Origin of the sequence: Flagellimonas baculiformis (assembly GCF_033441575.1) — a bacterium.
Classification (GTDB): Bacteria; Bacteroidota; Bacteroidia; order Flavobacteriales; family Flavobacteriaceae; genus Flagellimonas; species Flagellimonas baculiformis.
The window spans coordinates 294,930-318,155 of the sequence record NZ_JAUZVW010000002.1; the positions used below are offsets into that span (position 1 = coordinate 294,930).

Genomic DNA, 23,226 nt, shown 5'->3' on the forward strand with positions numbered 1-23,226 from the left:
TATCTAATTTTTTATCTTGACTTTTTGTCCTTCCTTCACGCTTCTGGCCCCTTCGTCAATAATGGCATCACCGTTATTGATTCCAGAGAGTACTTCCACATAATCGCCCTGGGTCTTTCCTGTTTTGATGACCACCTTTTTGGCCACTGGCTCCGAAGAAATGGAATCGGCATCCACCAAGAACACATATTGTTCGCCATCGGCATTTTCCGATAGGATGCTCTGGGGGATAAGGATGGCATTCTCGCTGGTGTAATCGTTGATCAGCACCCTTGCCGTAAGATTGGGCTTCACCCTGCCGTCAAGACTGGGCACAGGGATTTCTGCCGTGAATGATCGGTTGCCCGGATTGATGAAGTTCCCGGTCTGCCTGATTTTGGTGGCAACACTGTCTCCCAAGACGGGGAAATACACCTTAACATCCTTTCCAGGGGTCACGTTGGGCAAATGGCTTTCGGGGACATCCACGGTGATGTACATGTTGGATAGGTTCACGATGCGGAACACTTCCGAGCCCGCACCAGGTCCCACAACTGTTCCCTGATCTTTGATCACATCGTCAATGATGCCATCAAAAGGGGCCCTGATGGACGATTTGCCCACTTGGCTTTCCATTTGCTTTACGGCACTTTCCTGGGCCTCATAATTGGTCTTGGCCTGAAGGTATTGGATCTCGGAACCGATGTTCTGCTCCCAAAGCCTTTTTTGGCGCTCAAAGGTGGTCCTGCTCAGTTCGGCCTGGGTCTTCAACTGGGCCAATTGGCTGGAAAGCCCCCCATCGTCTATAGTGGCGAGCAGTTGTCCTTTGGACACTCTTTGCCCTTCTTTTACATACACCTTTTCCAGTGTACCCGCCATTTCGGGATAAATGAGCACGTTCTGCTTGGTGGTGACATCACCTTGGAGTTCCAAATAGTGGTCGAACTGCTGGGGCTTGGCCTCAAAAGCCGTGACCAAGGGCAACTTTGCAGTGTCGTCCAATTGGGCTATGGCCGAGTCAAGGGATTTCAACTGCGTTTCGAGTGCTTTATGCTGTTGGGAAATTTCAGCATGCTTGGCACGGATGGCAGCCATGTCCTTACTGGCAAGGACATTTTCAAATGATTTGTTGCCACCGCCCCCACAAGAGGCAAGAACCGCAGCTGTCAATGTTATATATATTGCTTTTTTCATGATGGAGTGGTTTTCTCTTTTGTTTATTGATTCAATATGGTTTCCAGTTCGATTTTCTTGTTGATGACATCTACCATGGATTGCAGGTATTCCTGTTGGGTGGAGTACAATTGGGTCTGGGCCTGTCTCAGGTCGAAACTGGTGGCCAATCCTTCCTCATACTTGATCTGGTTCTTCCTTTCGATGCGTTCGGCCAGTTCCAGATTTTCCTTTGAGGTGCCATATTGCTCTATGGAAAGGATGTAATCACTCTTGGCACTCTCCAACTGAAGACGGATCTGTGCCTGGGTCTCCGTAAACTGGGTCTTAGCCTTTTCCAGGGCTATTTTGGCTCTTTGGGTGGTGGCACTTCTTCCCAATGAACTGAAAATGGGGATGTTCAGGTCCACGCCCAAAATGGACGACCCAAACCATTGTTGTCCGCTGCTCAAAAAGTTGAAATCGTCACTGAAGGAGTTCCCCCCGTAGTTTACAAAAGCATTCAGCGTAGGCAACGCATAGCTTTTTGCCAATTTCAGTTCCAGGGCCCTCTGCTCGTTCAGGTTCAAAGCCAATTTGTAATCGATGTTGTTCTCTATGTTGAATTCAGTGTCCAGTAACCCAAGGTCGATCTGTTTTTGGGTAAGGTCGTCCAAATTCTCGGTCAATACCGTGGGTGCATCGATAGGAATGCCCAGCATCAGGTTCAGCATCTGCAAGGTGATCTTTTCCAACCGTTTTGCATTTTTCAATTGGTTCTCCACAGAGGAGAGGGTGATGTGCAATTGGTCCACACTTTCCTCGTCCCCTAGACCGTTTTCGAAGATACGTTTGGTCTCATAAAGGTTTTTTTCCAAAGTGGCCTTGTTCTTTTCGGAGATCAGGACACTTTCTTGGGCCAACAGCACATTGCCGTAGGCCTCCACCACGGATTTTCGCACTTCCAGTTCTGTTTTTTCCTTGTTGTTCTGACTATAGTCCAGAAAGGTCTTGGTGGCCTGCACGCCCACAATGTAAGATCCGTCAAAGATTTTTTGGCGCAATGTGGCCGTGGCGGACATGGATTGTGCCTGCCCAAAAACGACTTCTTGGTAGGTTCCAGGTTCGCCGCCGAAGAATTCCGCGGGAATCTGCGAAACGGGCTGCTTCAACTGGTTCTGATAGCTCACCGCTCCCGATATCTGGGGAAGTCCCGTGGCAATGGTCTCCCATTTTTGCTTTTGGGCATCCTCAATGTCCCGAGAGGCGTTGATGGCACTGTAGTTATGTTCCAAGGCATAGGCAATGGCCTCGTCCAAACTGAAACTGTGAATGGTATCCTGGGCCGATATGAGCCAAGGCAATAGTAAAAAAAGGCTGATTAGGGTTGTTCGCATTTATTCTTGATTTGAATTGATGATTGAGTTCAATATTTTTCTTCCTTTTGGGGTCACAATGCCCCTGAGATGGTATTCCAGGTAATAATCCAAAATTTGAGCCTTGCTGAATATTTCCGTGGGGAACAGACTGTTGTCCTTGATGCTGGTCACCCCGGAAAAATAGATCCTCGATACAAACTCCACGTTGAGATTGTCCCGATAGATGCCCATTTCCATACCCCTTCTTACATTGTTCGACACGCAGCCGTGCATCGATTCATACTGCTTTTGTTTCAAGGCTTCATGGATCTTGGGATAATATTTCTGCAACTGGTACACTGGGGATGATTTTTCGTCCTTGAGGTGCACCATGACAAATTTTTTGATCTCATAAAGTTCCTCAATAGGGTCTTTTTGGTGTGAAACAATATTGTCTATTCCACAGGTGATAAAATCGCACATGGTCATGGTGGCTTCCTCCACCAGTTCGGTCTTGTTCCTGAAATGGGAATAGATGGTCTTCTTTGAAATGCCCATTTCATTGGCCAGATCGTCCATGGTGACGCTCTTGAAACCTAGGTTGATGAACAGCTCCGTTGCTTTATGAATGATGTTTTCCCGCATAATGAGGGGCAAAAGTAGTCTAGGAAACTTTAAAAACAAAAAAAGTTTCCTAGGTTTTACATTTTTTTAACGAGAGCTTATCTCCTAGTTTTCAATGGGAACCCTTTAACCCTGACTGTTCAAACAGTCGGTCCGTGTCGGTGTTGTTGGTACTTTTGGAGCCTAGGTTCCAAAAGAAAGGGATATACCTGTGGAGGTACTTTTCCTTGAGGTTGTTCTTTTTACTTGGTATCATGATTTTCGTTTTTGATTCGTTCCATATATGCCTTATAGGCTTCTTCGCCCTCTTCTTTCCAGAATTGGTCGTAATGTTTCCATTCGTCAAAGTCCCTTCTCAGCGAGCCGCACCTATTGGACGAGCGTAACTTTCTTTTGTGACGCGGACCGCCTCCTTTTTTTCCTCCTCCACCAAATCCAAAAAGGAGCTTGGCCAGCACAAAGATGCCCAGGGCCTGCCAGTAGGTGATGGTGGACAGTCCAAAAAGGTCGGGCATGAGCCAGTTCCACAATCGCATCAAAAGATAGTTTGCCAAGAGCAACATTGCCGCTCCGAAGAGCACCATGGCAATCACCTTTACAATTTTCTTCACTTTGTGCTCCACCTTTTTTTCCACTCTTTTTTCAAAGTCATTTTTACGTTCCATAATTCAATTCTTTTATGTTTTCCAAACTTTTTGATAATTCCGACATGGCCCGGTGCCTTCTGGACATCAATGTCCCTGAGGGTATGCCGGTACGTTCGGCCAATTCTTTATAGGTAAATCCTTCAAAATCAATGGCGATCACAATGTCCCTGTACACGGGTTTCAAATCCGTTATGGCCTTTTTGAGGGCCGCTTCCATTTCGGGGGAATAACTATTGTCCGCATCGCCATAGAACAGTTCCGCAAATTCCTGCCACTGTTGGTCTATGTCCTCACTGGGGAGCTTTCTTTCCTTTTTGCCCCTCATGATGTCTATGATCCTGTTGCGTATGGCGTTGTACACAAACCCACCGATGTTGTTGATGGGCATGGCATCGTCCGCACGCGAAAATATCCGAAGGGCAACATCCTGTACAATATCCTCCGCATCCCTTTCCGAAGTGTCCCGGATCTTGGATTGCACATACGACCTCAACGAACTGTATTCCTCGTTGAAAAAGGTGCTAAGGTTGTTATGGTTCTCTGTCTGGCCAGCCACTCAAAAATGATTCATTGCTCTCTTCATTGATAGAGACGAAGAATTTCAAATCTATTGCAATTTTTGAGCAAAATTTTTTTCATTGATGTGTATTTTGGCTTTTGGTTGCCCTGTTTTGGGTTGAAAATCAAATAAATGGCAACGTTCAAGAGCAGGCTCAAGTTCAAGCTCAAATCCATCAATCCAATATTCGAACAATCCCATCACTTCATATTCCATAAAAATCCAAGCAGCAAGAACTCCCAACGATTCCCTTTCTTTTCCATTTTTTGAATGTATTTTTGGCCCTATGTCAGAAACTCAATTCATCGATACGTACAGGGACGGTTTTGTGGCCCATTTGAAGGCCCGCACCCCAATGACGGAACCCCAAAACCTATATGCTCCCATACAATATATCCTGGGGCTTGGCGGAAAACGGTTGCGTCCCATCCTCACACTCATGACCGCGGAAATTTTCGGGGGGAAAGTGGAGGAGGCCATGGATGCCGCTTTGGCCGTGGAAATGTTCCATAATTTTTCATTGGTGCACGATGATATCATGGACGATGCCCCGCTCCGCAGGGGAAAGGTCACCGTTCATGAAAAATGGGACGTGAACACCGGAATCCTTTCCGGGGATGCCATGTTGATTCTTTCCTATCAATTTTTTGAAAGCTATCCGCCTGAAATGTACAAGGAACTCACCTCGCTTTTCAGCAAAACGGCCATTGAGGTCTGCGAGGGGCAGCAGTACGATGTGGATTTTGAGACGCGGGACGACGTCACCATTCCCGAATACTTGAAAATGATCGAGTACAAGACTTCCGTTTTGGTAGCCGCCGCTATGAAAATGGGAGCCCTTGTGGCCAACGCTCCGCAAAAAGATGCGGATGCCATTTACGAATTTGGGAGAAACCTGGGCATCGCCTTTCAGTTGCAAGACGATTACTTGGATGCTTTTGGTGACCCGGAGACTTTTGGCAAACAGGTTGGGGGGGACATTAGGGAGAACAAGAAGACCTTTTTGTACCTAAAAGCACTGGAAAAGGCGAACAAGCAGGACAAAGAAAGCCTTTTGCACCTCTATTCCATTAAGCCCGAAGATTCTTCGGCCAAAGTGGAAGCGGTCAAGTCCATTTTTGTGGAAAGCGATGCCGTAGGGGAGACCAAGGCGGCCATCAGCGAGTTTACCCAAAAGGCCTTTGATGAGTTGGAAAAAATCGATTTGCCGAAGGAAAGCAAAGCTTTGCTCAAAAAGTTTGGCGAGGGCCTGATGCAGCGCACCGTTTAAAACATCCTTTTGAACAGGGCCCTAATGAACGGAAGCGGTTTTGGGGCAGTGACAATTTTAAATTCTTCCCATAGATTGGTCTCGTTTTCGAGAAATTTTAGGATGAGCGAAGCCTTTCGTCTGCGGAACATCGACTCGAATATGTCGTGACCCAAGTGGTTGTTCTCGTGCAAAATGTCGAGCAAGAGCATGTCATAGAACATAAACCTGCTTTTTTGATGGAACTCGGGCAACCGTTTTCCCTTTTTTAGGTGTTCCACCAATTTTGGGATTTGCCTGCTGGTGTTGTAAAAGGTATAGCCCGTACTCGGTTTGGCCCATCCGCCCGCGATACCGATATGGAAAACACGGTCCGTATTGTGTTGGTGAAAAGGATAGCAGGTCATGGGAATGCTCCCGAATTCAGTTTCTTGGATGGTATATTTGGTGTCGCTTAAATTCGTTGCAATGTAGGTTTTGATGGCTTCTTCATATTCACTTTTTTCCAACAGATGCTCTGAAAACAAGGTGTATTCCACCAAAGCCTCATTTTCTGAAAAGGGGAGGATGTACATGAACCGTGTGTTGTCTTTTTGGGGCACGGAAAAGTCCATAAAAGTAACCTCATTCGAATTAAATACCAACTGGTCGGTTTTTATATGCCATCCCAAGAAATGTTGCTGCAAAATGGGGAATTCTTTTTGTTTTAGAGGGAAGGAAGGGTCATACCCGCTGGAAAATACCGTTCGGCCTACGTATTTTTGGTGAGTTGTGGACACCACCACCTCACTTTCCTTCTCTTCAATAGCAATCACCTCTTCTTGGGCCCAAGTGATGTTCGGATAGGCTTTTACCTTTGGTAAAAAGTGATTGTAGAAATCAATCCCACGGAGCATTTTGTAGGTGTAAGGAGTGATGGAGGTGGATTTTTGAAACTGTTGCCCTCCCACATAAATGTTGTCCCAGGTTTTGTGGACCAAATCATCAAACTGGCCTTTGCCCCGTTCCCAAAAACACCAAGTACGGTCGTTTTTGGTCTTGTTGTCCTTGTCCAGCACCAAAACGGATTTGGAGGCAAAGAACGCGTCCCTGCCCAAAGCATCGGCCAACAAAAGACCCGCCGAACCGGCTCCTATAATGATGTAATCGTAATGGGACATGCCGTAAAAATACACATTGAAATGGGTTGTGCCTTCAAAAATTCAAGCTATCCCACGTTGCCCAAGAAAATATAAACCGCCAAGGTGGCCAAGATCAAAAATATACTGAATCCCTTGGCATATTTCCACTGGTTCACATCCACGACACCTATATCGGTAATACTGAACGAATTGTTTCTTGGGTAGAAATGGGAAACGACGAGCATGACCAAAATGTTCAGTACAAATTCAATGCCCCAGATATGGACGTAGTGCATATCCACCTGCAGGATGAAATTGGTAAACACATAGAAGAACAGACCAAAAAGCAAACCTGCTTTGGCCGCTTTGGCCGATACTTTGGGCAAAAAGAACCCAGCCAAAATCACCGTGGCCATGGGGATGAAGAAAATTCCGTTCAGCTGCTGCAACAATTGATAGAGTCCGCGGGGAGCATGGGCAATAAAAGGGGCAATCCCGATGGCGAACAGGGCCAGAAGTGCAGAGGTGGACTTTCCAATTTTGACCAATCGCTTCTCGTTTGCATTTTTGTTGATGTATCGTTTGTAAATACCCAAACTAAAAATGGTGGCCGCGCTGTTCAATGCGCTGTTGAAAGTACTCAAGATGGCCCCCATCAACACGGCCACAAAAAAACCGGTCATCCAAAAGGGTAACACTTGTTTTACGAGACTGGGATAGACCAGCTCTTTTTTATCGTAAAATGTTTCACCGAAATAATAAAAGGCAATGATGCCCGGAAGGACAATGATCAAAGGGACCAAAATCTTTAAGAGCCCGGCATACAGCAATCCTTTTTGGGCTTCCTTTAAACTTACCGCTCCCAAAACCCGTTGGATGATGGACTGGTGCATGGTCCAAAAATAGAGTTGGTTAATGATCAATCCCGTGAACAATACACCAAAAGGCATAATGGCATCCCGGGAGCCTGGTCCGACCGAAACCTCGTCACTGACCACATTGAATTTTTCGGGAGCTTTTTCAAAAACCAACCTCAATCCTTCCAGTATGTTGCCGTCCCCAATGTTCCACAAGGCAAGTAACGGAATGGAAATTCCAGCTATCAACAGTCCAAAACCATTAATGGTATCGGTGTAGGCCACCATTTTCAATCCACCAAAAATGGCGTAGACGGCGCCGATGAACCCTACAACGATAACCGTTAGCCAAAGTCCTTCGGTCTGGGTGATGCCCAACAAACCGGAAATATCAAAAATCTGCTCGATGCTGATGGCACCAGAGTACAATACAATGGGCAAGAGGGTGGACACAAATGAAACGATGAGCAAAAAGGCGATGATGGTCCGGGTAAGTCTATCAAAGCGTTTTTCCAGAAATTCGGGGATGGTGGTGAGTCCCATTTTTAGGTATCGGGGGGCAAAATACAGGGCTGCGGCGACCAAGGCCAAGGCGGAGGTCACTTCCCATGCGATGATGATGGCACCGTGTTTATAGGCATCCCCGTTCATGCCCACCAAATGTTCCGTGGAAATATTGGTCAGCAAGAGGGAACCGGCAATGACAATACCAGTCAAACTTCGTCCACCCAAAAAATAACCGTCTTTGGTGGAGAAGTTGTCCTTACGTAGTTTCCAACTGGAGTACGCGGCTACAAAGGCCGTGAACACAAAAAAACTGATGAATGCCACCATCCCTTAAAACCGAATCGTATCGGGAAGGTATTTGGCGGCCAAATCTTCGTAATAGGGGCGTAGTTCCTTCACATTGGGCTTCACAGGTGCCTTGGAATACAAATCGTAAGGGTTGAACTTATCCACCCATTTGAACATGGCGCGGTCATGGTCGTCCAACAAATGATCATAGGCATTTTCCCGATGTTGGGAATAAAAACTGTGGTACCGGATCATATAGAGACCTTCCTCGGGCAAATAATCCTTCATGATATGGTAGAGGTATTCGTCATGCCCCCAAGACATATGGACATTCTTCAACCCACAGTTTTCTTTGTACACGCCGAGTTTGGTATTGAAACGTTCATCGGTATGGTCCGGATTGGCATTGAAGAATTCGGGATAGACAATTTTGTCCGAAAACTTGCAACCCACGGGGAAGGTATCGCCCACTACGGCCCATTGCGGCTCACCAAAAAGGCAGAGCACTTTTCCCAAATCATGCAGAAATCCGGTCAGCACGAACCAATCTGGGTGTCCGTCGGCCCGGATGGCCTCGGAAGTTTGCAAGAGGTGTTGGGTCTGGTCCAGATCAATATCGGGATCGGAATCGTCCACCAAAGTGTTCAGGTATTCCACGGCATCCCAAAGACTCATTTCCCTACGGTTGAGGGAAAGGAACTCTTTTTCCTTTTCTAGCACAAAATCATAGGTTTGATAGGTATGGTTCATCTTGTAGAATTCCCTAACCGTATCTCTTGCAGGGTCATCATAATTCCGGAATTCCTCCTTGGATTTTGTGGTATTTTCGGGGTAACGCTCCAATACGTCGTCTTCCCAGAGCTCCATCATATCATGGGCATCTTTCTTTTGTTGCTCGTTTAGTTCCATGTATGTGCAAATTGAGGGGATGTGCGCCCCGTTACCTTAAAAATAGGATTTTTTTTGATCTATGGCTTATAAAACAGCAAATTATGGGTCAGTTGGTTGTGGCAATAATCAATGAGCAAGCTTAATCTAACCATTTTTGCTCTCGTTCGGTGGCATCAAGAATGTCAATCCCTAAGGCAAGTTTAAAATGCTGGGCTACTTTGAAAGCATCTTCTTTATCAAAGGTTCTATAAAAGGTTATGTGTTTGTTTCTATTGTAGAATAAATTGATGAGAAATACTACATCCATAAAAGAAGTTGACGCTCCCAGTGAATTTACACGTTGCTTCTGCTTTCCTTTAAAAACTGAAATGTATTCAAAGTCAGGATTTGGCTTCCACTTTCCAAAGTGAATTGCAAAAATGGACCAGATGTTTCGATATGTATTATTGTCCAGATTTATCTGTGTTCCTTCGGAAGAGATTAAGTAAACCGCAAAAGAAATCATGAAAAACCCAAAAAGCATACTGTGGTATACTATTATATAGAATGCAAATATGAATATGGTTGTGCCAAAGACTTTTTTCAGGATTGAAACTGGTTTTAAGTAGGTTATAATATTTTCCATTTTGGCTGGTTTTTTTGGTTTTTCGAATATACCCAAACTTTCCTCACCCTTAAAAAACCGTATACCTTACCCCGAAGAACCCACGGATGCCCTGATTGGGCCCGTACACATAAGCGGGATCAAAGGTAAGCGCATAAGGGTTGTTCGGCGTGGCCACGGCATTGCCATTGCTGTCAAAGGTGACTTCTTTGTCAAACGGGTCATTGGCCCGTGCAATGATAAACGGGTTCCCACGGTTGGGGGTCCAGTCCAGCAGGTTTTTGATGCCCCCATATACCTCAAAATTGTGCAGTCCCTTATACGTAAACTGAATGTTCTGGATGCTCCAAGTAGGGGAGTAGGCCTGTCTGGGGTCCAGCTCACCCAAAAGGGGCAACCGCATGGGACCATAGAGGTTCCCTGTGTAATCGGCCGTGAGTTTGAGCGAACGAAAGGTATAGGAAAGGTTCCAGGTAGCAGTGATGCTCTCGGTCAAGATCTGCTGCTGGGTCACCCCATTTTCCGTATTGCTCACATCTTGCCACGTCGCCCCCACCATGATCTTCAAACTGCTGGGAAAAGCAATGTCCAGATTTGCGCTGACACCCTGGGACACTGATTTGCCATCCAGATTGTCATAAATGATTTGGTTGGGATTGGTCTCATAATCGGGGAGGATCACGTTGGAGAACCGGGTGTAGAATGCAGAGGCATCAATCCCGATAAAGGTACCGTTGTCACTGTAAATCTTCTTCAAATAGTTGAGGTTGACGTTCACGGAGCGTTCCGGTTTCAGCTCTTCGGCAATTACGACCTCCCGCGCACCCGTGAGGGCCGCATGCTCTTCGGTAAAAAGATTCACCACCCGAAAACCGGTCCCGGCATTCACCCGAAAAATATCATGGTCCGAAATCTTCCATTTGTAGGCAGCACGGGGCGTAAAAATATTGCCATGCCTTTGGTCATAATCATACCGCAAGCCACCCAAAAAGGAATGTTTGGGGGCAAACGAGTATTCATCTTGGGCAAAGACACTCGGAATCCAAATTTGGTCCGCTTCAGTGGTGGCCGGGGTATTGTCATCATAATAATTGTAACGCATCGCACTACCGAACAATAGATCATGATGCCCCAAGGTTTTGTCCCAAGTGAGCTGCGCAAAGCCGATACGTTGGTCCGCCAAATATTCCGTGTCACCATAGACCGAATTTTGACTGTGGTCATTATACGAAACGGACAGCAACAATTTTTCTTCAAGCGGCAATTGGTATTTTCCCAACACCTCCCAACGCCGGGTGTAGATGCTTTCCCCATAGATTTCATCCCCACCACGATACTCGGGAGTCCATTGCATTTCACCGCCCCAACGATCTTCATAGAAAAAGCGCCCTGCCAAAGAGAGCAAACGGCTGTTTTTTCGTTCAACATCCCACTTTTGGAAAATCGAGATACGGTCTTGGAGGGTCAGGTCGGTAAAATTATCGCCATTATTGTCAATGGGCACATCATAATTGAAATAGTTGATGCCCAAGAGAAGGTCCGTTTTCTGTCCGACCGAAATTTTACTGCCCACATCCAGATTGTACTCGCCCCAACCCGTGGCAAAGCCATCTACAAAGAATTCAGGGGCGCTCAGGGCATTTTTGGTGATGATGTTGATGAGCCCGCCCACCGCTTCGCTGCCGTAAAGAGAGGATGCCGGACCCTTCACGATCTCGATTTGTTCGATGAGAGAGTTCGGAATGCCCGTGAGGCCGTACACCGTGCCCAGACCACTTACAATAGGCATCCCGTCGATGAGGACGAGCGTATAGGGCCCTTCAAGCCCGTTGATGTGAATGTCCCCCGTGTTGCACACATTGCAATTGATCTGTGGCCGAACACCGTTCACGTTTTGGAGTGCGTCAAAAACACTGGCCGTAGGGTTCTTTTTGAGAAAGGTAGGGGAATAGACCTCGACCGGGACCGGACTTTCCAAACGGCTGACCGGTTTTAAGGTGCCAGTCACCACGGTTTCGTCCAAACTTTCAGCAGAGGCTTCAAGCGATATGTTGATGGTTTTGGACTCACCCGGACCCAAAGTGATTTTGGTTTGATAGGAGAGGAACCCCAAGGAGGATACCAGCAATACATGATTGCCCGGTGGAATATTCGTCAACTCAAAGAGGCCATCCATATCCGTAGCGGTGCCCATTTCGGTTCCTTTCAATAAAACACTGGCTAAGGGTAAAGGCTCACCATTGTCGGAGACCTTGCCCTTCAAGCTGGCTGTTTGGGAAAAACAGCACTGGCTCACAAAGGCAATCCATAACAGAACGATATATTTACAAATTGAATTCAGTTGTATAAAAATTAAAATTTAGACAAATCTAAAAATAGGTTTTGATAAATAAAAATGTATTTTTGGAAAAATTTTTTTCATGACCCGATCGGAGGAGAATTATTTGAAGGCTATTTTTCATCTGGGCAACGGGGAAGCGGGTTCCATCAGTACCAATGCCATTGCGGAACAGATGGAGACCAAACCCTCGTCCGTTACCGATATGGCCAAGAAACTGGCTGAAAAGGGCCTGGTGCACTACAAGAAGTACCAAGGGATTTCCCTGACCGATGCCGGTACTCGGACTGCCCTCTCCATTATCAGGAAACACAGGCTTTGGGAAGTGTTCTTGGTGAAAAAACTGGATTTTACCTGGGACGAGGTGCACGAAGTGGCAGAGCAGTTGGAACACATCAAAAGCGAAAAATTGATAGACAAAATCGATGCGTTGTTGGAATTTCCCAAATACGATCCGCACGGTGACCCTATTCCCACGAAGGACGGAAAATTCATGGAGCGGGACAAGCAATTGCTCAGTGAGATGCCCATACATGCCCAAGGCGTTTGTGTCGGGGTCAAGGATTCCTCCGCGCCGTTCCTGAAATTTTTGGACAAGAACAAAATAGCTTTGGGGAACACGATCAAGATCTTGGACAAAGAGGATTTTGACCAATCCCTACAGATACTGATGGAGGGAAAAGAACTTCGGATATCCCACCAGATAGCATCCAACCTTTACGTTAAAAAGAATGACTGATGGAACAAGTAATACAGTATTTTGAAGAAATAGATCCCGTTTTGGCGGCTTTTTATGCCACATTGTTCACTTGGGGGCTCACCGCATTGGGAGCCGGACTGGTGTTTTTCTTTAAGAGTGCCAACCGTGCCGTGCTGGATGGCATGTTGGGATTCACCGGAGGGGTCATGGTGGCCGCAAGTTTCTGGAGCCTTTTGGCACCGGGGATCGAGATGAGCGAAGGCGAGGGTTTTGTAAAAGTGATCCCTGCGGCAGTGGGCTTCTTGTTGGGGGCCGGATTTATTTTTGGTCTGGACAAAGTATTGCCCCACCTCCACATCAATTTTAAAATGAGCGAGGCCGAAGGGATAAAGACTCCTTGGCATCGCACCGTCCTGCTTACGTTGGCCATTACGCTGCACAACATTCCCGAAGGATTGGCCGTCGGTGTATTGTTTGGCGGTGTGGCAGCCGGTTTTGAAGGGGCTTCCATCGGGGGTGCGGTTGCCTTGGCCATTGGCATTGGGCTACAGAACTTTCCCGAAGGATTTGCCGTGGCCATGCCGCTCAGGCGACATGGATTGAGTAGATGGAAAAGCTGGGTCTATGGACAGGCCTCTGCCATCGTGGAGCCCATAGCAGGTGTACTTGGAGCTTGGGCCGTACTCACTTTTGAGCCCATTTTGCCCTATGCCCTGTCCTTTGCTGCCGGGGCGATGATCTTTGTGGTGGTCGAGGAGGTGATTCCCGAAACGCAACAGGACAAATACACCGATATCGCCACGATGGGCTTTATCGGCGGATTTATCATTATGATGACCTTGGATGTGGGACTGGGATAATAAATTATCCCCCGATCAGATCAAAGACACCCTTGGTCAAAAATTGGTCCGTTTCCGACCATTCCGTACCGATGATCTCGGTATGGCCATCAAAGGTGTTCCCTGATTTTATGGCCACACGCTCAAAAGTGTAACCTCCGTCTTCCTTGCCCACTAATCTCAGCACAAAGTGGCTGCCCTCGGACTCGATCACCGCTTCTTCTGGCAATGACCAGGTTTTGATGGTATCCGTCATGATCATGGCATCCACGAACATGCCCGGGAGAAAATTCTCGTCCTCGCGTTCCAAATGGCCATGGACCTGTATGGAGCGTTTGGCCCCGTCAACGGAGGCTCCCACTAAATGGACCTCTGCGTTGAAAGTTTCTTCGGATGCCTCTGGAATTTTAAATTGGATCTTTTGTCCTTTCTTCACTTTGAGAATATCCTTTTCAAAAACGGTGAGCTCCAAATGCACATGACTGTTGTCCACAATCTCCAAAATCTGGGTGGCAGGGGATACATAGCTTCCTCTGCCCACGTTCATTTGGATGATGCTTCCCGAGATGGGGGCATAAATTGCCGCTTCAGGTGAAATCTGCCCTTGTTCCACCTTGCTGGGTGAAATGTTGAGCATCTGCAATTGTTCTCGCAAGCCTTGGTAGCGGGCCTTCGCCATTTCATAATTGCTCTTCGCCTGAAGGAAATTCTTTTGTGAGGCTATTTTTTCATCAAAAAGGGTCTGGTTGCGTTCAAATTCGGACTTCAAAAAATCCAATTGGTTGAAAACCTCAAGGTATTCCTGTTGCATCTGTACAAATTCCTGGTTTTCCAAGGTCACCAACAATTGTCCCTTTTTTACCCGGTCACCGATCAATAGGGTGGTCTCTTTTACGAAACCGCCCATGAATGCCGTGACACTGGCCCGGTTTTCGGGTGGAACGTCAATCATTCCCGAGGTTTCCACCATTTTGGGGAAGGTTCTCTTTTCCATGGTTCCCAATGTCAGGGAATTGGCGTCAAATTGATCTTGTGTCACCACGATTCCCTTTTCTTCCGTCTGTTCCTCGGATGTGGATTTTTCATTGTTTGTATCGCCGCAGCCCGTCAACAAAAGGAAAACTGTGGCAAATTGGATGATATGTTTCATGTTTATAATGTTATGGTCAAGTAATTAATGGCGATTACAGTCTGATTGTATTGGTGGAGGACATCCAAATAATTGAGTTGGATGTCGTAGGCGTTCTCCAGACTTTGGATGTATTGGAAAAAGTCGATTTCCCCATTTTGAAAATTTCCAGTGGCCGCCTTCAAGATCTGATCCGAAAGCTGACCGCCCTCGTCCTCATAATAGGAGAGTTCTTGGGCCTGTTGCTCCAATTGTCCCAACAAGGTTTTGTAGCGCTGGTTCATGGCAACGGTAATCTCCGTGTTTTCCATCTCCGTGATCTTGGTCTGTATCTTGGACGATTTTACCTTGCTGCTATGGCCGAAAAAGAAAATCGGGATGCGAACCCCCAGTTGGATGCCGTATAGGGATGCTCCGAGACCTTTATTGGTCCCTTGAAAATACTCCAGGTTCAAGTCGGGCAACAAGCGGTTTTCCTCCAAACTTTTTTGGGCATTGCTGAGCTCTTGGCGATGGTCCAAAAACGCGGTTTCCGTTTCCAACATCCCCTGGGCGTTCAGTACCGTAAGTTTTTTGGGCTGCTCTTCCACGATGTCCAAAGTGTCCCCGCTTTGCACCAAGCTCACGATCTCACCATAGGTGGTCAGGATCTGCTGTTTTATTTTGGAGTAGGTGTTCGTGATCTGGCGTTGCTTGGCCGTGGCCGTCACTTTTTCCAGGTAATTGGTCTCCCCAAGTTCAAAGCGCCTGTTGGCCGCGTGGGCAAAATTGCTGTAAATGCTGTCCAGTGTCCCATAGAGCTTTGCCTTTTGAATCAAGGTCTGGTACTGGTAATAGGCATTGCTCAGCGATTGGTACAGTTGCTTCTTTTGAATCTCAAACGATGATTTTTGAAACTCGTGATTGGATTTTTGAAGCCTGCTTTTCGCCCCATATACGGTGGGGAACTCAAACTGTTGCTGCGCCCCAAAAACCTTCAAGGGTTCCCCGTTCAACGCAAGGTTGTTTTCATCATATTGGTAATAGATGTCCGTTTTGTCAAACTCAAAGGCGGTTCCCTTGAGCGTTTCCGCTTGATCTACCATCAACGAACCGGCCTGAATCCCCTTGTTGTTTTTCAATGAAAGCGTCATAAGGGCTTCGAGGTCCAACTTTTCTTGGGAAAATCCGGAAGCTGTCATCAAAAGAAGCAGGATGGTCAATGCGTTCCTGTTCAATTTTCGTTCTTTTCTTCTTTTTCTCATTCCTCGGAATTTGATGTTATGGGAATAGGCATATAATACGGGCAGGACCACCAGGGTGAGTATGGTCGCCGTTACCAATCCGCCAATTACCACCGTGGCCAATGGTCTTTGCACCTCTGCCCCGGCATTGGTGGACACGGCCATAGGCAAGAACCCCAATGCCGCTGCCGATGCGGTCAACAGAACGGCACGGAGCCTGTCCTTGGTGCCTTGTTTGATCAGGTCTTCCATGGAATCAAAGTCTTTGCCCTTGAGTTCCTTGAAATGCTCTATCAGCACGATCCCGTTCAGTACCGCAATACCAAAAAGTGCAATAAAACCTACCCCCGCCGATATGCTGAAAGGCATGTCGCGCAGCCAGAGCAAGAGCACACCTCCCACTGCAGACAGGGGAATGGCCGAGAAGATGAGCAGGGCTTCCTTGACCGAGCCGAATGCAAAGTAGAGCATGATGAAAATGAGCAACAATGCGATGGGCACGGCAATCGTCAACCTGGCTTTGGCATTCTGAAGATTTTCGAACTGGCCACCATAGGTGATGATATAACCCGTGGGCAACGTTATGTTTTCATTGATCAGTAACTGCACATCGTCCACAACGGACTGGAGATCCCTGTTCCTGACGTTGATGCCGACCACGATACGCCGTTGGGTATTGTCCCTCGAGATTTTGGCGGCCCCTTTTTGGTAGGTGATCTCCGCAAGTTCGCTCATCGGGATCTTTCCGCCGTTGGGGATGTCCACATAAAGGTTTTTCAGGTTGGAAATATCCTTTCGGTTTTCCGAATCCAACCGAACGGCCATATCAAATTGGCGTTCTCCTTCGAACACACTTCCCACTACCTTGCCTGCAAAGCCCATGGCGATCATCTCGTTCAGGTCGGCGATGTTGAGTCCATGCCGAGCAATTTTGGCACGGTCAAAGGATACGTTCATCTGGGGGAGACCCTCCACTTTTTCCACAATGACGTCCGAGGCCCCTTCCACATTTTGGATAAGGTCCTTGATCTCGTTGGCCTTCTTGTTCAGGATTTCCAGGTCCTGCCCAAAAATTTTGATGGCAATGTCGGCACGTACCCCTGTGATCAATTCATTGAAACGCATTTCAATGGGCTGGGTAAACTCCAGCTCTATTCCCGGAATGACCGCCAAGGCCTCCTTGAACTTGTCTGCGAGTTCATCCTTGGTTTCGGCAGAGACCCATTCACTCTTTGGTTTCAGGGAAATGATCACATCACTTTCTTCCATGGACATCGGGTCCGTGGGTACTTCTGCGGCCCCGATACGGCTCACCACCTGTTTTACCTCGGGAAATTCCTCCAATAAGATCTGTTCCATTTTGGTCGTTGTTTCGATGGTCTTGGCCAAAGTGGTACCTGTTTTCAAAACAGGCTGGATCACAAAATCCCCTTCGTCCAGCGTGGGAACGAATTCACCTCCCATTGAGGAAAAGAGCAAAATGGCCCCCACCAACAGTGCCGCCGCAACGGAAAGGACCAGTTTCTTGCTTTTCATGGCCCATTCGATTACCGGTTCATACCGACGGTTGATCCAATTGACCAACCGGGTGGATATACTCTTGGGCGATTCCTTCGAAGGTTTTAGGAACAATGCCGAGGCCACGGGTACATAAGTGAAACACAACAGGATGGCACCCAAGAGGGCAAAACTGAAGGTCAAGGCCATGGGTTTGAACATTTTGCCCTCCACACCGCTCAAGGAAAGAATGGGAATGAACACAATGAGAATGATAAGCTGCCCAAAGACGGCGGAGTTCATCATTTTTGAGGCCCCTTTCAAGGTGATATCATCTTTGACGGACTGTGTTTTTGCTTTGTCCAAATGGGCCAGATCGGCTTTCTTTTGTGTAATCTGGAAGGCGATGTACTCTACGATGATCACTGCCCCGTCTATGATGATCCCAAAATCGATGGCCCCAAGGCTCAATAGGTTGGCATCCACTCCAAAAATGTTCATCAGTGTCAGCGCGAACAGCAAACAGAGCGGAATCACTGATGCCACCACAAGCCCGGATCGCCAATTGCCCAGGAGCAGGACCACAACGAATATGACGATAAGGCAACCGAGTACCAGATTTTCCGTTACTGTGAAGGTGGTCCGTCCAATGAGTTCACTTCGGTCCAAAAATGGATTGATATAGACCCCTTCGGGCAAGGATTTGGAAATGGCCGCGACCCTTTCTTTTACGGCTTCGATCACGCGTTTGGAATCGGCATCTTTCAACATCATGATCTGACCAAGGACTTTTTCGCCCTCTCCGTTGCCCGTGATCGCCCCAAACCGGGGGGCACTGCCAAAACCGACCTTGGCCACGTCCTTGATATAGATGGGGATGCCATTTCTGGTGGTCACCACAATGTTTTCGATGTCCTTGAGGTTGCCCACCAGTCCTTCCCCACGGATAAAATAGGCCTGGTTCACTTTTTCGATATAGCCGCCACCGGCAACGCTGTTGTTCATTTCCAAAGCGGTGAACACCTCTTTTGCGGTAATATTGAAGGCGTTCAGTTTTTGGGTCTGGATGGCAACCTCATATTGTTTGAGGTGTCCGCCCCAAGTATTGACCTCCACCACCCCGGGAATACCGGAAAGTTGACGTTTCACGATCCAGTCCTGTATGGTCCTAAGCTCGGTGGAGCTGTAAAGGTCCTTATAGGCAGGTTCCACATCCAGTACATATTGATAGATTTCGCCCAATCCTGTGGTTATGGGGCCCATTTCCGGGTTCCCGAACCCTTCTGGGATCCGGCTGGTCGCGGACTTTATCTTTTCGGCGATAAGCTGCCTGGGGAGGTAGGTCCCCATATCGTCCTCAAAAACGATGGTGACCACGGAGAGGCCAAACTTGGAAACCGAACGGATTTCCTTGACCCCCGGAAGGTTTGCCATCTCCAGTTCCACCGGATAGGTGACAAACTTTTCCATGTCCTGGGTGGATAGGCTTCTTGACGTAGTGATGACCTGAACCTGGTTGTTCGTAACATCGGGAACGGCCCCGATGGGTATTTGTGACAGCGAATATAGCCCCACCAAGGCAATGCCCGCTGTAAAGAGAAGAACAATGAACTTGTTCCTTATGCTAAAGGATATAATGTTTGAAAACATAATTCATAGAGAAATGTATAGCGTTATAAATTCAATAAGGCTTACGGAAATAGGTCCAGCAAAGCTGGCATACTATGAATTAGGCTTGTTTTGGGGGCTGAAAGGGCCCATCGCCCCAAATGGGGGAATACGATATTTGATAATGGAAGTTACTTGTAATGTCGAGCGGGATCTCAGAATTGGATTGGAAAAAGGGCTCCGGTTCAACCACAAAGGCCATGAGTTGTGAGCACTGGGATTGATGCTGAAAAGGCAACTGCTCGTGTTCTTGCTGTTCCTCTTGGTGTTTTTCGCTATGGGAAGCCTTCAACTTGCCATAGTGCTTGGACAGGAACACGATAAAATTATCGCCATATTCATCCGAATGGAACTGGTAGTGCTCAAAAAGCTTGTCCATCTCAACCAAATCGTTGAAATGGATATTGACGCTCTGTAGAAAGATGAGCAAAGCTGTCCCTATGGTGAAAATCTTTTTCATGCCCGTTCCACAAAATTACGAATTCTATAAATCAACCAAATACATGGGAATAATTTAGAATGAATCTGGTTTTGTAAGGGATCCAATGTCTCTTCAAGCTTTCCCGTAGGCAACATTTTTGTACTTAGGGTTTTAATTCTTGCAAGACCAGGCCATAATCATGCTGCAGGTCTTCGTGGAGCGATGGGATTTTTTTCGCGATGTATTCCAACTGCCTTTGGTAGAGGTTGAACAGGGTGGTGTTACGGCGGATGGAGGGCCTGAAATCCTTCAATTTTTTACAGAAGTACAGCAACAGTTCCACTTCAGTGGCCTTGTCGCCCGAATAACGGCTGTATTTTTTGAGGGTCCTCAGGATTTTCCGGACACTTTTCTTGATGTAGAAAAAGCTGTTCACATTGATCTCCGAGAACATTTCGTCCATTTCCTGTTTTACAGCTTCGATATAGCCTTCCTCACTGTCTGCTTCAAAGAGCAGATAGGTGAGCAGTTCCTTGTTTTCCTTTTTGAAACGGGCCAGCCGCAAACAGAGCTGCACCACCTCGTCCTGCGATCGGAACTGGAGTTCTTTTTTCAATTGTGCAATGGTGGCGGCTTTCATAAGCTGGACTTGATCCTTCAAATATACTAGGAATGGATCTTCTTGACCCTTAAAATGAATTGCACTACCTTTAAAGTCGGTAATGCCCTTAAGTTTTACCTTGGTATGGCAACAAAAAAAAGACATTGGTTGTGGAACGTGTTGATCGTTCTCACGTTGGCCCTGTGCCTATTCGCCTTTGTGGAACACTACAAAAATTGGTGTAAGATCGAGGAGGGTAACCTAAAGGTTCTTTCCGGCATCTATTACCAAAAAATCCCTTTGGCAGAGATAGACAGTGTGGTGTTCGTGGACAAGCTCCCCGAAATGGAGCGTTCCAATGGCTTTTCGTGGATGGCCAAGGAAAAAGGGGTGTTCAAGGACTCCATTACCCAGAGCAAGGTCTATGTTTTTGTGGATGACCTGAGGCAACAAAAGATCAAAGTGGTGCACCACGACTCCCTTAAATTATACTTAAACCTTCAGGATAGCATAGAAACCCAGGGAATATATACTATTTTGCACGCCGAATTGATGGAACGCACCAAGCAGCCTCAATGATCGAACTGAAACAGTCCCAAGTTTCCCATGAGAAAAATGCTCTTTTTTACTGTATTGGCACCCATATGGGTTTTTTCGCAGAACACCATTTCGGTACATATCAACAATGTGGAGTCCAATGAAGGACAGATCAAGGTGGCCATTTATGATTCCGATGATTCTTTTCTGTCGTTTGAGCAGGTGTATCGAGGGAGTAGTGTGAAGGCCCAAAAAGGACAGGTGATTTTGAGAATGGAAGATATCCCTTCGGGGGAATATGCCCTAGCGGTGTTCCATGATGAAAATGGGAACGGCAAATTGGACACCAATTGGTTGGGCATTCCTAGGGAAAGAGTGGCATTTTCGCATGGCAAGATGAAAACTTTTGGCCCCCCGAAATACAAGGAATGTGCCTTTAAGGTAACCGCTGACCATGAAATCAGCATAGATTTGTAAATAAATAATATGGGAACAATTTTGATGGCCCAAGTGATGGGCGCGGCATTTGGACTTTTGGCCGTGGTTTTTGGTGCCTTTGGTGCCCATGCCCTAAAAAAGAAACTGACCCCTGAACTGCTCCATAGTTTTGAGACAGGGGTCAAGTATCAAATGTACCATGCCATTGTGCTGTTGGTCTTGGGTTTCAACCTCAGTTTTGACGGACCGTTGGATTCGGCCATCGTCAACTGCTTCATTTTTGGTACGCTATTGTTTTCTTTCAGCATCTACGCCCTTTGCTTGGGTGCGGCCAAAGGGGACAAGCCCCGTTGGTTGGGGCCGGTCACTCCCATTGGTGGATTGTTGCTGGTCGTGGGATGGGCCTTGTTGCTCTATTCCTTTGTTTCCAACTTCATTTAGAGCCTCAGGTACATGTTGCTGTTTATGGTGTTCATTTTGAGTGGGATACAAACCATGATGTTCACCACATCGCCTACCATAGTTATACAGAATTAAGTATGGGTTTTATGAATGCAACTTTTACTGGCAACCCTATATTACCTTCCCTTATTTTGCATTGATAGTTTGTCAAAATGACGTCTTAAAATACTCCTTGACAAGCTGTCTGAATAGTCTGGACAATTGTAATATTTTCGATGCAATCCATATGACCATTTGTCCAATAGATCGTAATCAAAGTCAACCATGTCCTCAATACGGCTTTCAATGAAAACGAGTTTGAGGGCACTTTCATCCATAACTCCAAGCCCTGCATCAAACAAATTTTTATCTGGCAACCTTACAAGAACATGATTGCAATCTGAACCATCCGGTTTCATCATAAAAACAATATTGACCGAATCTTTGAACCTGGAATTCCATTCTTCATAGAAGGCATAGGCAAATTCCCCGCATGGCCCCATGTCTACCCTTGACCACCCGTCGAGTGTGCCATAGGTTAAGAGAAGTTCATTTCTAAGCTGATTTAAAACTGCAATGCGATTGTTCTCTATCTGAGTAATGCTATCATTGCCCAAGTTCTCAACTTTGGACGAAGCATTAAGTTTGCTCGATTTTGACTGTGAACATGAAAACAAAAGAATTGCTGAAAAAGAGACCACTAATTTTATCATGATTCATCGTTTTTTTAGCTTACACTCGGCTCTCGTATAGTTTTGGGACAGGGTTCAAATGCTATATGAACAGGCTATTGTGCTTTGTTTCCAGTTTCATCTAGAGCCGCAGGTACATATTCCCGTTGATGGTGTTCAGCTTGAGGCGATGGGTGGCCTTGTCGAAGCTTCCCTCCACTTTTTGGCCCACATACCGATCGGTGACCTTGAGGTTCAGTTTTTCATCGGCATAGATGTTGCCGTGGATCGTCTCGGCGACCAATCTGGAGTTTTTCATCACTAGATCAATTTCACCGTTGATGGTCTGTAGGTCCATGTCACCATCATACGTTTTGATGTCGATATTGCCGTTGATCAACTCTGCGGTAAAGTTCCCTTCGATGATATCTGCCTTTAAGTCGCCATTGATGCTGCTCACCTTGAAGCGGGCATTTTTGGGCACATACAGCACATAATTGAACTCATAGGTGTCCCCCATGTTATAATAGCGATTCTTTTTGTCGGGGTTGTTTTTGTTCCATTCATCCTGAAATGCCTCAAAAATGGGCTTGGCATTGGACGCAATGGTGATGGAACTGCTGCTCTCATCAATATCGAGCTTGTATAGATCCAGAAACTTTCCATCTTTTGTGGTAATGTCCGCTTTGAAATAGATGGTGGACTTGTCCCAGGTCTTGACTTCGATGTCAGAAGCAAACTTTACATCAAGGTCAATAAATTGACCGGAGTAGTTGATGTTCTTTTCAATGATTTTTTGGGCAGATAGGGATAGGACGGCCAATCCCACAAATGCAGCGACGATTAATTTTTTCATGACTGATCGTTTTTGATTTTTGGTTGTTGAT

24 protein-coding genes are annotated in these 23,226 nt (G+C 46.6%); 6 read left to right on the plus strand and 18 right to left on the minus strand.

Going from position 1 to position 23,226, the window contains the following annotated elements:
* Positions 1-3 precede the first annotated feature (3 nt).
* The 7 genes from SD450_RS03985 to SD450_RS04015 form a co-directional block, all read right to left on the minus strand.
* Positions 4-1,173, minus strand: a complete 1,170-nt coding sequence (locus SD450_RS03985; protein WP_318343339.1) for an efflux RND transporter periplasmic adaptor subunit — start codon at positions 1,171-1,173, stop codon at positions 4-6.
* Between the two features lie 23 nt (positions 1,174-1,196).
* Positions 1,197-2,528, minus strand: a complete 1,332-nt coding sequence (locus SD450_RS03990) for a TolC family protein (RefSeq protein ID WP_318343340.1) — start codon at positions 2,526-2,528, stop codon at positions 1,197-1,199.
* A complete protein-coding gene (locus tag SD450_RS03995; RefSeq protein WP_318343341.1) occupies positions 2,529-3,134 on the minus strand; it encodes a TetR/AcrR family transcriptional regulator in 606 nt (201 codons plus the stop codon).
* A gap of 91 nt (positions 3,135-3,225) precedes the next feature.
* Entirely contained in the window at positions 3,226-3,369 is a 144-nt protein-coding gene (locus SD450_RS04000; protein ID WP_318343342.1) for a hypothetical protein, read from the minus strand.
* Positions 3,356-3,778 carry a hypothetical protein gene (locus tag SD450_RS04005; protein ID WP_318343343.1) on the minus strand — a complete coding sequence of 141 codons (423 nt, stop codon included), beginning with the start codon at positions 3,776-3,778 and terminating at the stop codon, positions 3,356-3,358. Before SD450_RS04005 ends, SD450_RS04000 begins: the two co-directional genes overlap by 14 nt.
* Complete coding sequence (locus SD450_RS04010) at positions 3,768-4,316, minus strand: RNA polymerase sigma factor (protein WP_318343344.1); 549 nt, start codon at positions 4,314-4,316, stop codon at positions 3,768-3,770. The genes SD450_RS04005 and SD450_RS04010 overlap by 11 nt, the downstream gene beginning before the upstream one ends.
* A gap of 51 nt (positions 4,317-4,367) precedes the next feature.
* Positions 4,368-4,562, minus strand: a complete 195-nt coding sequence (locus tag SD450_RS04015; protein WP_318343345.1) for a hypothetical protein — start codon at positions 4,560-4,562, stop codon at positions 4,368-4,370.
* Positions 4,563-4,605: 43 nt separating this feature from the next.
* Between SD450_RS04015 and SD450_RS04020 the strand changes: the two genes are divergently transcribed.
* Positions 4,606-5,589 carry a polyprenyl synthetase family protein gene (locus SD450_RS04020; protein ID WP_318343346.1) on the plus strand — a complete coding sequence of 328 codons (984 nt, stop codon included), beginning with the start codon at positions 4,606-4,608 and terminating at the stop codon, positions 5,587-5,589.
* Here the strand turns inward: SD450_RS04020 and SD450_RS04025 are convergent.
* The 5 genes from SD450_RS04025 to SD450_RS04045 form a co-directional block, all read right to left on the minus strand.
* The gene (locus tag SD450_RS04025) at positions 5,586-6,728 is read right to left on the minus strand and encodes a lycopene cyclase family protein (RefSeq protein ID WP_318343347.1); all 1,143 of its coding nucleotides are present in this window, start codon (positions 6,726-6,728) and stop codon (positions 5,586-5,588) included. The two genes, SD450_RS04020 and SD450_RS04025, sit on opposite strands and share 4 nt — an antisense overlap.
* A gap of 47 nt (positions 6,729-6,775) precedes the next feature.
* A complete protein-coding gene (locus SD450_RS04030; RefSeq protein ID WP_318343348.1) occupies positions 6,776-8,380 on the minus strand; it encodes a solute:sodium symporter family transporter in 1,605 nt (534 codons plus the stop codon).
* A 3-nt stretch (positions 8,381-8,383) separates the two neighbouring features.
* Entirely contained in the window at positions 8,384-9,250 is an 867-nt protein-coding gene (locus SD450_RS04035) for an inositol oxygenase family protein (RefSeq protein ID WP_318343349.1), read from the minus strand.
* Between the two features lie 121 nt (positions 9,251-9,371).
* Complete coding sequence (locus SD450_RS04040) at positions 9,372-9,857, minus strand: hypothetical protein (RefSeq protein ID WP_318343350.1); 486 nt, start codon at positions 9,855-9,857, stop codon at positions 9,372-9,374.
* Between the two features lie 49 nt (positions 9,858-9,906).
* Complete coding sequence (locus SD450_RS04045) at positions 9,907-12,168, minus strand: TonB-dependent receptor (RefSeq protein ID WP_404828224.1); 2,262 nt, start codon at positions 12,166-12,168, stop codon at positions 9,907-9,909.
* 88 nt (positions 12,169-12,256) lie between these two features.
* On the opposite strand from SD450_RS04045, the gene SD450_RS04050 reads away from it, so the two are divergent.
* Entirely contained in the window at positions 12,257-12,913 is a 657-nt protein-coding gene (locus tag SD450_RS04050) for a metal-dependent transcriptional regulator (protein WP_318343352.1), read from the plus strand.
* The gene (locus SD450_RS04055; protein ID WP_318343353.1) at positions 12,913-13,734 is read left to right on the plus strand and encodes a ZIP family metal transporter; all 822 of its coding nucleotides are present in this window, start codon (positions 12,913-12,915) and stop codon (positions 13,732-13,734) included. Before SD450_RS04050 ends, SD450_RS04055 begins: the two co-directional genes overlap by 1 nt.
* Positions 13,735-13,738: 4 nt before the next feature.
* On the opposite strand, the gene SD450_RS04060 is transcribed toward SD450_RS04055, so the two are convergent.
* The 4 genes from SD450_RS04060 to SD450_RS04075 all read right to left on the minus strand — a co-directional run bounded on the left by SD450_RS04060 (position 13,739) and on the right by SD450_RS04075 (position 20,291).
* Complete coding sequence (locus SD450_RS04060) at positions 13,739-14,863, minus strand: efflux RND transporter periplasmic adaptor subunit (RefSeq protein WP_318343354.1); 1,125 nt, start codon at positions 14,861-14,863, stop codon at positions 13,739-13,741.
* Between the two features lie 2 nt (positions 14,864-14,865).
* Positions 14,866-19,212, minus strand: coding sequence for a CusA/CzcA family heavy metal efflux RND transporter (locus SD450_RS04065; RefSeq protein WP_318343355.1), 4,347 nt, complete (start codon positions 19,210-19,212; stop codon positions 14,866-14,868).
* A gap of 79 nt (positions 19,213-19,291) precedes the next feature.
* A complete protein-coding gene (locus SD450_RS04070; protein WP_318343356.1) occupies positions 19,292-19,690 on the minus strand; it encodes a hypothetical protein in 399 nt (132 codons plus the stop codon).
* 124 nt (positions 19,691-19,814) lie between these two features.
* On the minus strand, positions 19,815-20,291 hold the full coding sequence (locus tag SD450_RS04075; protein ID WP_318343357.1) for a hypothetical protein: 477 nt from the start codon (positions 20,289-20,291) through the stop codon (positions 19,815-19,817).
* A gap of 105 nt (positions 20,292-20,396) precedes the next feature.
* On the opposite strand from SD450_RS04075, the gene SD450_RS04080 reads away from it, so the two are divergent.
* The 3 genes from SD450_RS04080 to SD450_RS04090 are packed head-to-tail and all read left to right on the plus strand — an operon-like array spanning position 20,397 to position 21,668.
* Positions 20,397-20,831, plus strand: coding sequence for a hypothetical protein (locus tag SD450_RS04080; RefSeq protein WP_318343358.1), 435 nt, complete (start codon positions 20,397-20,399; stop codon positions 20,829-20,831).
* A gap of 27 nt (positions 20,832-20,858) precedes the next feature.
* Positions 20,859-21,266 (plus strand): DUF2141 domain-containing protein, encoded by a 408-nt coding sequence (locus SD450_RS04085; RefSeq protein ID WP_318343359.1) that lies wholly within the window; start codon positions 20,859-20,861, stop codon positions 21,264-21,266.
* 9 nt (positions 21,267-21,275) lie between these two features.
* On the plus strand, positions 21,276-21,668 hold the full coding sequence (locus SD450_RS04090) for a DUF423 domain-containing protein (RefSeq protein WP_318343360.1): 393 nt from the start codon (positions 21,276-21,278) through the stop codon (positions 21,666-21,668).
* Between the two features lie 137 nt (positions 21,669-21,805).
* Here the strand turns inward: SD450_RS04090 and SD450_RS04095 are convergent, their stop codons facing one another.
* Both SD450_RS04095 and SD450_RS04100 read right to left on the minus strand, forming a co-directional pair.
* Positions 21,806-22,381, minus strand: coding sequence for a hypothetical protein (locus SD450_RS04095; protein ID WP_318343361.1), 576 nt, complete (start codon positions 22,379-22,381; stop codon positions 21,806-21,808).
* A gap of 100 nt (positions 22,382-22,481) precedes the next feature.
* Positions 22,482-23,195, minus strand: coding sequence for a DUF4097 family beta strand repeat-containing protein (locus SD450_RS04100; protein ID WP_318343362.1), 714 nt, complete (start codon positions 23,193-23,195; stop codon positions 22,482-22,484).
* Positions 23,196-23,226: the final 31 nt, after the last annotated feature.

What these genes read in the sequence shown, in the direction of transcription:
- SD450_RS04040 (WP_318343350.1), bottom strand. Translation starts at nt 9,857, where the DNA reads ATGGAAAATATTATAACCTACTTAAAACCAGTTTCAATCCTGAAAAAA.
- SD450_RS04095 (WP_318343361.1), bottom strand. Translation starts at nt 22,381, where the DNA reads ATGATAAAATTAGTGGTCTCTTTTTCAGCAATTCTTTTGTTTTCATGT.
- SD450_RS04020 (WP_318343346.1), top strand. Translation starts at nt 4,606, where the DNA reads ATGTCAGAAACTCAATTCATCGATACGTACAGGGACGGTTTTGTGGCC.
- SD450_RS04030 (WP_318343348.1), bottom strand. Translation starts at nt 8,380, where the DNA reads ATGGTGGCATTCATCAGTTTTTTTGTGTTCACGGCCTTTGTAGCCGCG.
- SD450_RS04055 (WP_318343353.1), top strand. Translation starts at nt 12,913, where the DNA reads ATGGAACAAGTAATACAGTATTTTGAAGAAATAGATCCCGTTTTGGCG.
- SD450_RS03990 (WP_318343340.1), bottom strand. Translation starts at nt 2,528, where the DNA reads ATGCGAACAACCCTAATCAGCCTTTTTTTACTATTGCCTTGGCTCATA.
- SD450_RS04035 (WP_318343349.1), bottom strand. Translation starts at nt 9,250, where the DNA reads ATGGAACTAAACGAGCAACAAAAGAAAGATGCCCATGATATGATGGAG.
- SD450_RS04100 (WP_318343362.1), bottom strand. Translation starts at nt 23,195, where the DNA reads ATGAAAAAATTAATCGTCGCTGCATTTGTGGGATTGGCCGTCCTATCC.
- SD450_RS04080 (WP_318343358.1), top strand. Translation starts at nt 20,397, where the DNA reads ATGGCAACAAAAAAAAGACATTGGTTGTGGAACGTGTTGATCGTTCTC.
- SD450_RS04090 (WP_318343360.1), top strand. Translation starts at nt 21,276, where the DNA reads ATGGGAACAATTTTGATGGCCCAAGTGATGGGCGCGGCATTTGGACTT.
- SD450_RS03995 (WP_318343341.1), bottom strand. Translation starts at nt 3,134, where the DNA reads ATGCGGGAAAACATCATTCATAAAGCAACGGAGCTGTTCATCAACCTA.
- SD450_RS04085 (WP_318343359.1), top strand. Translation starts at nt 20,859, where the DNA reads ATGAGAAAAATGCTCTTTTTTACTGTATTGGCACCCATATGGGTTTTT.
- SD450_RS04075 (WP_318343357.1), bottom strand. Translation starts at nt 20,291, where the DNA reads ATGAAAGCCGCCACCATTGCACAATTGAAAAAAGAACTCCAGTTCCGA.
- SD450_RS04050 (WP_318343352.1), top strand. Translation starts at nt 12,257, where the DNA reads ATGACCCGATCGGAGGAGAATTATTTGAAGGCTATTTTTCATCTGGGC.
- SD450_RS04060 (WP_318343354.1), bottom strand. Translation starts at nt 14,863, where the DNA reads ATGAAACATATCATCCAATTTGCCACAGTTTTCCTTTTGTTGACGGGC.
- SD450_RS04070 (WP_318343356.1), bottom strand. Translation starts at nt 19,690, where the DNA reads ATGAAAAAGATTTTCACCATAGGGACAGCTTTGCTCATCTTTCTACAG.
- SD450_RS03985 (WP_318343339.1), bottom strand. Translation starts at nt 1,173, where the DNA reads ATGAAAAAAGCAATATATATAACATTGACAGCTGCGGTTCTTGCCTCT.
- SD450_RS04005 (WP_318343343.1), bottom strand. Translation starts at nt 3,778, where the DNA reads ATGGAACGTAAAAATGACTTTGAAAAAAGAGTGGAAAAAAAGGTGGAG.
- SD450_RS04065 (WP_318343355.1), bottom strand. Translation starts at nt 19,212, where the DNA reads ATGTTTTCAAACATTATATCCTTTAGCATAAGGAACAAGTTCATTGTT.
- SD450_RS04000 (WP_318343342.1), bottom strand. Translation starts at nt 3,369, where the DNA reads ATGATACCAAGTAAAAAGAACAACCTCAAGGAAAAGTACCTCCACAGG.
- SD450_RS04025 (WP_318343347.1), bottom strand. Translation starts at nt 6,728, where the DNA reads ATGTCCCATTACGATTACATCATTATAGGAGCCGGTTCGGCGGGTCTT.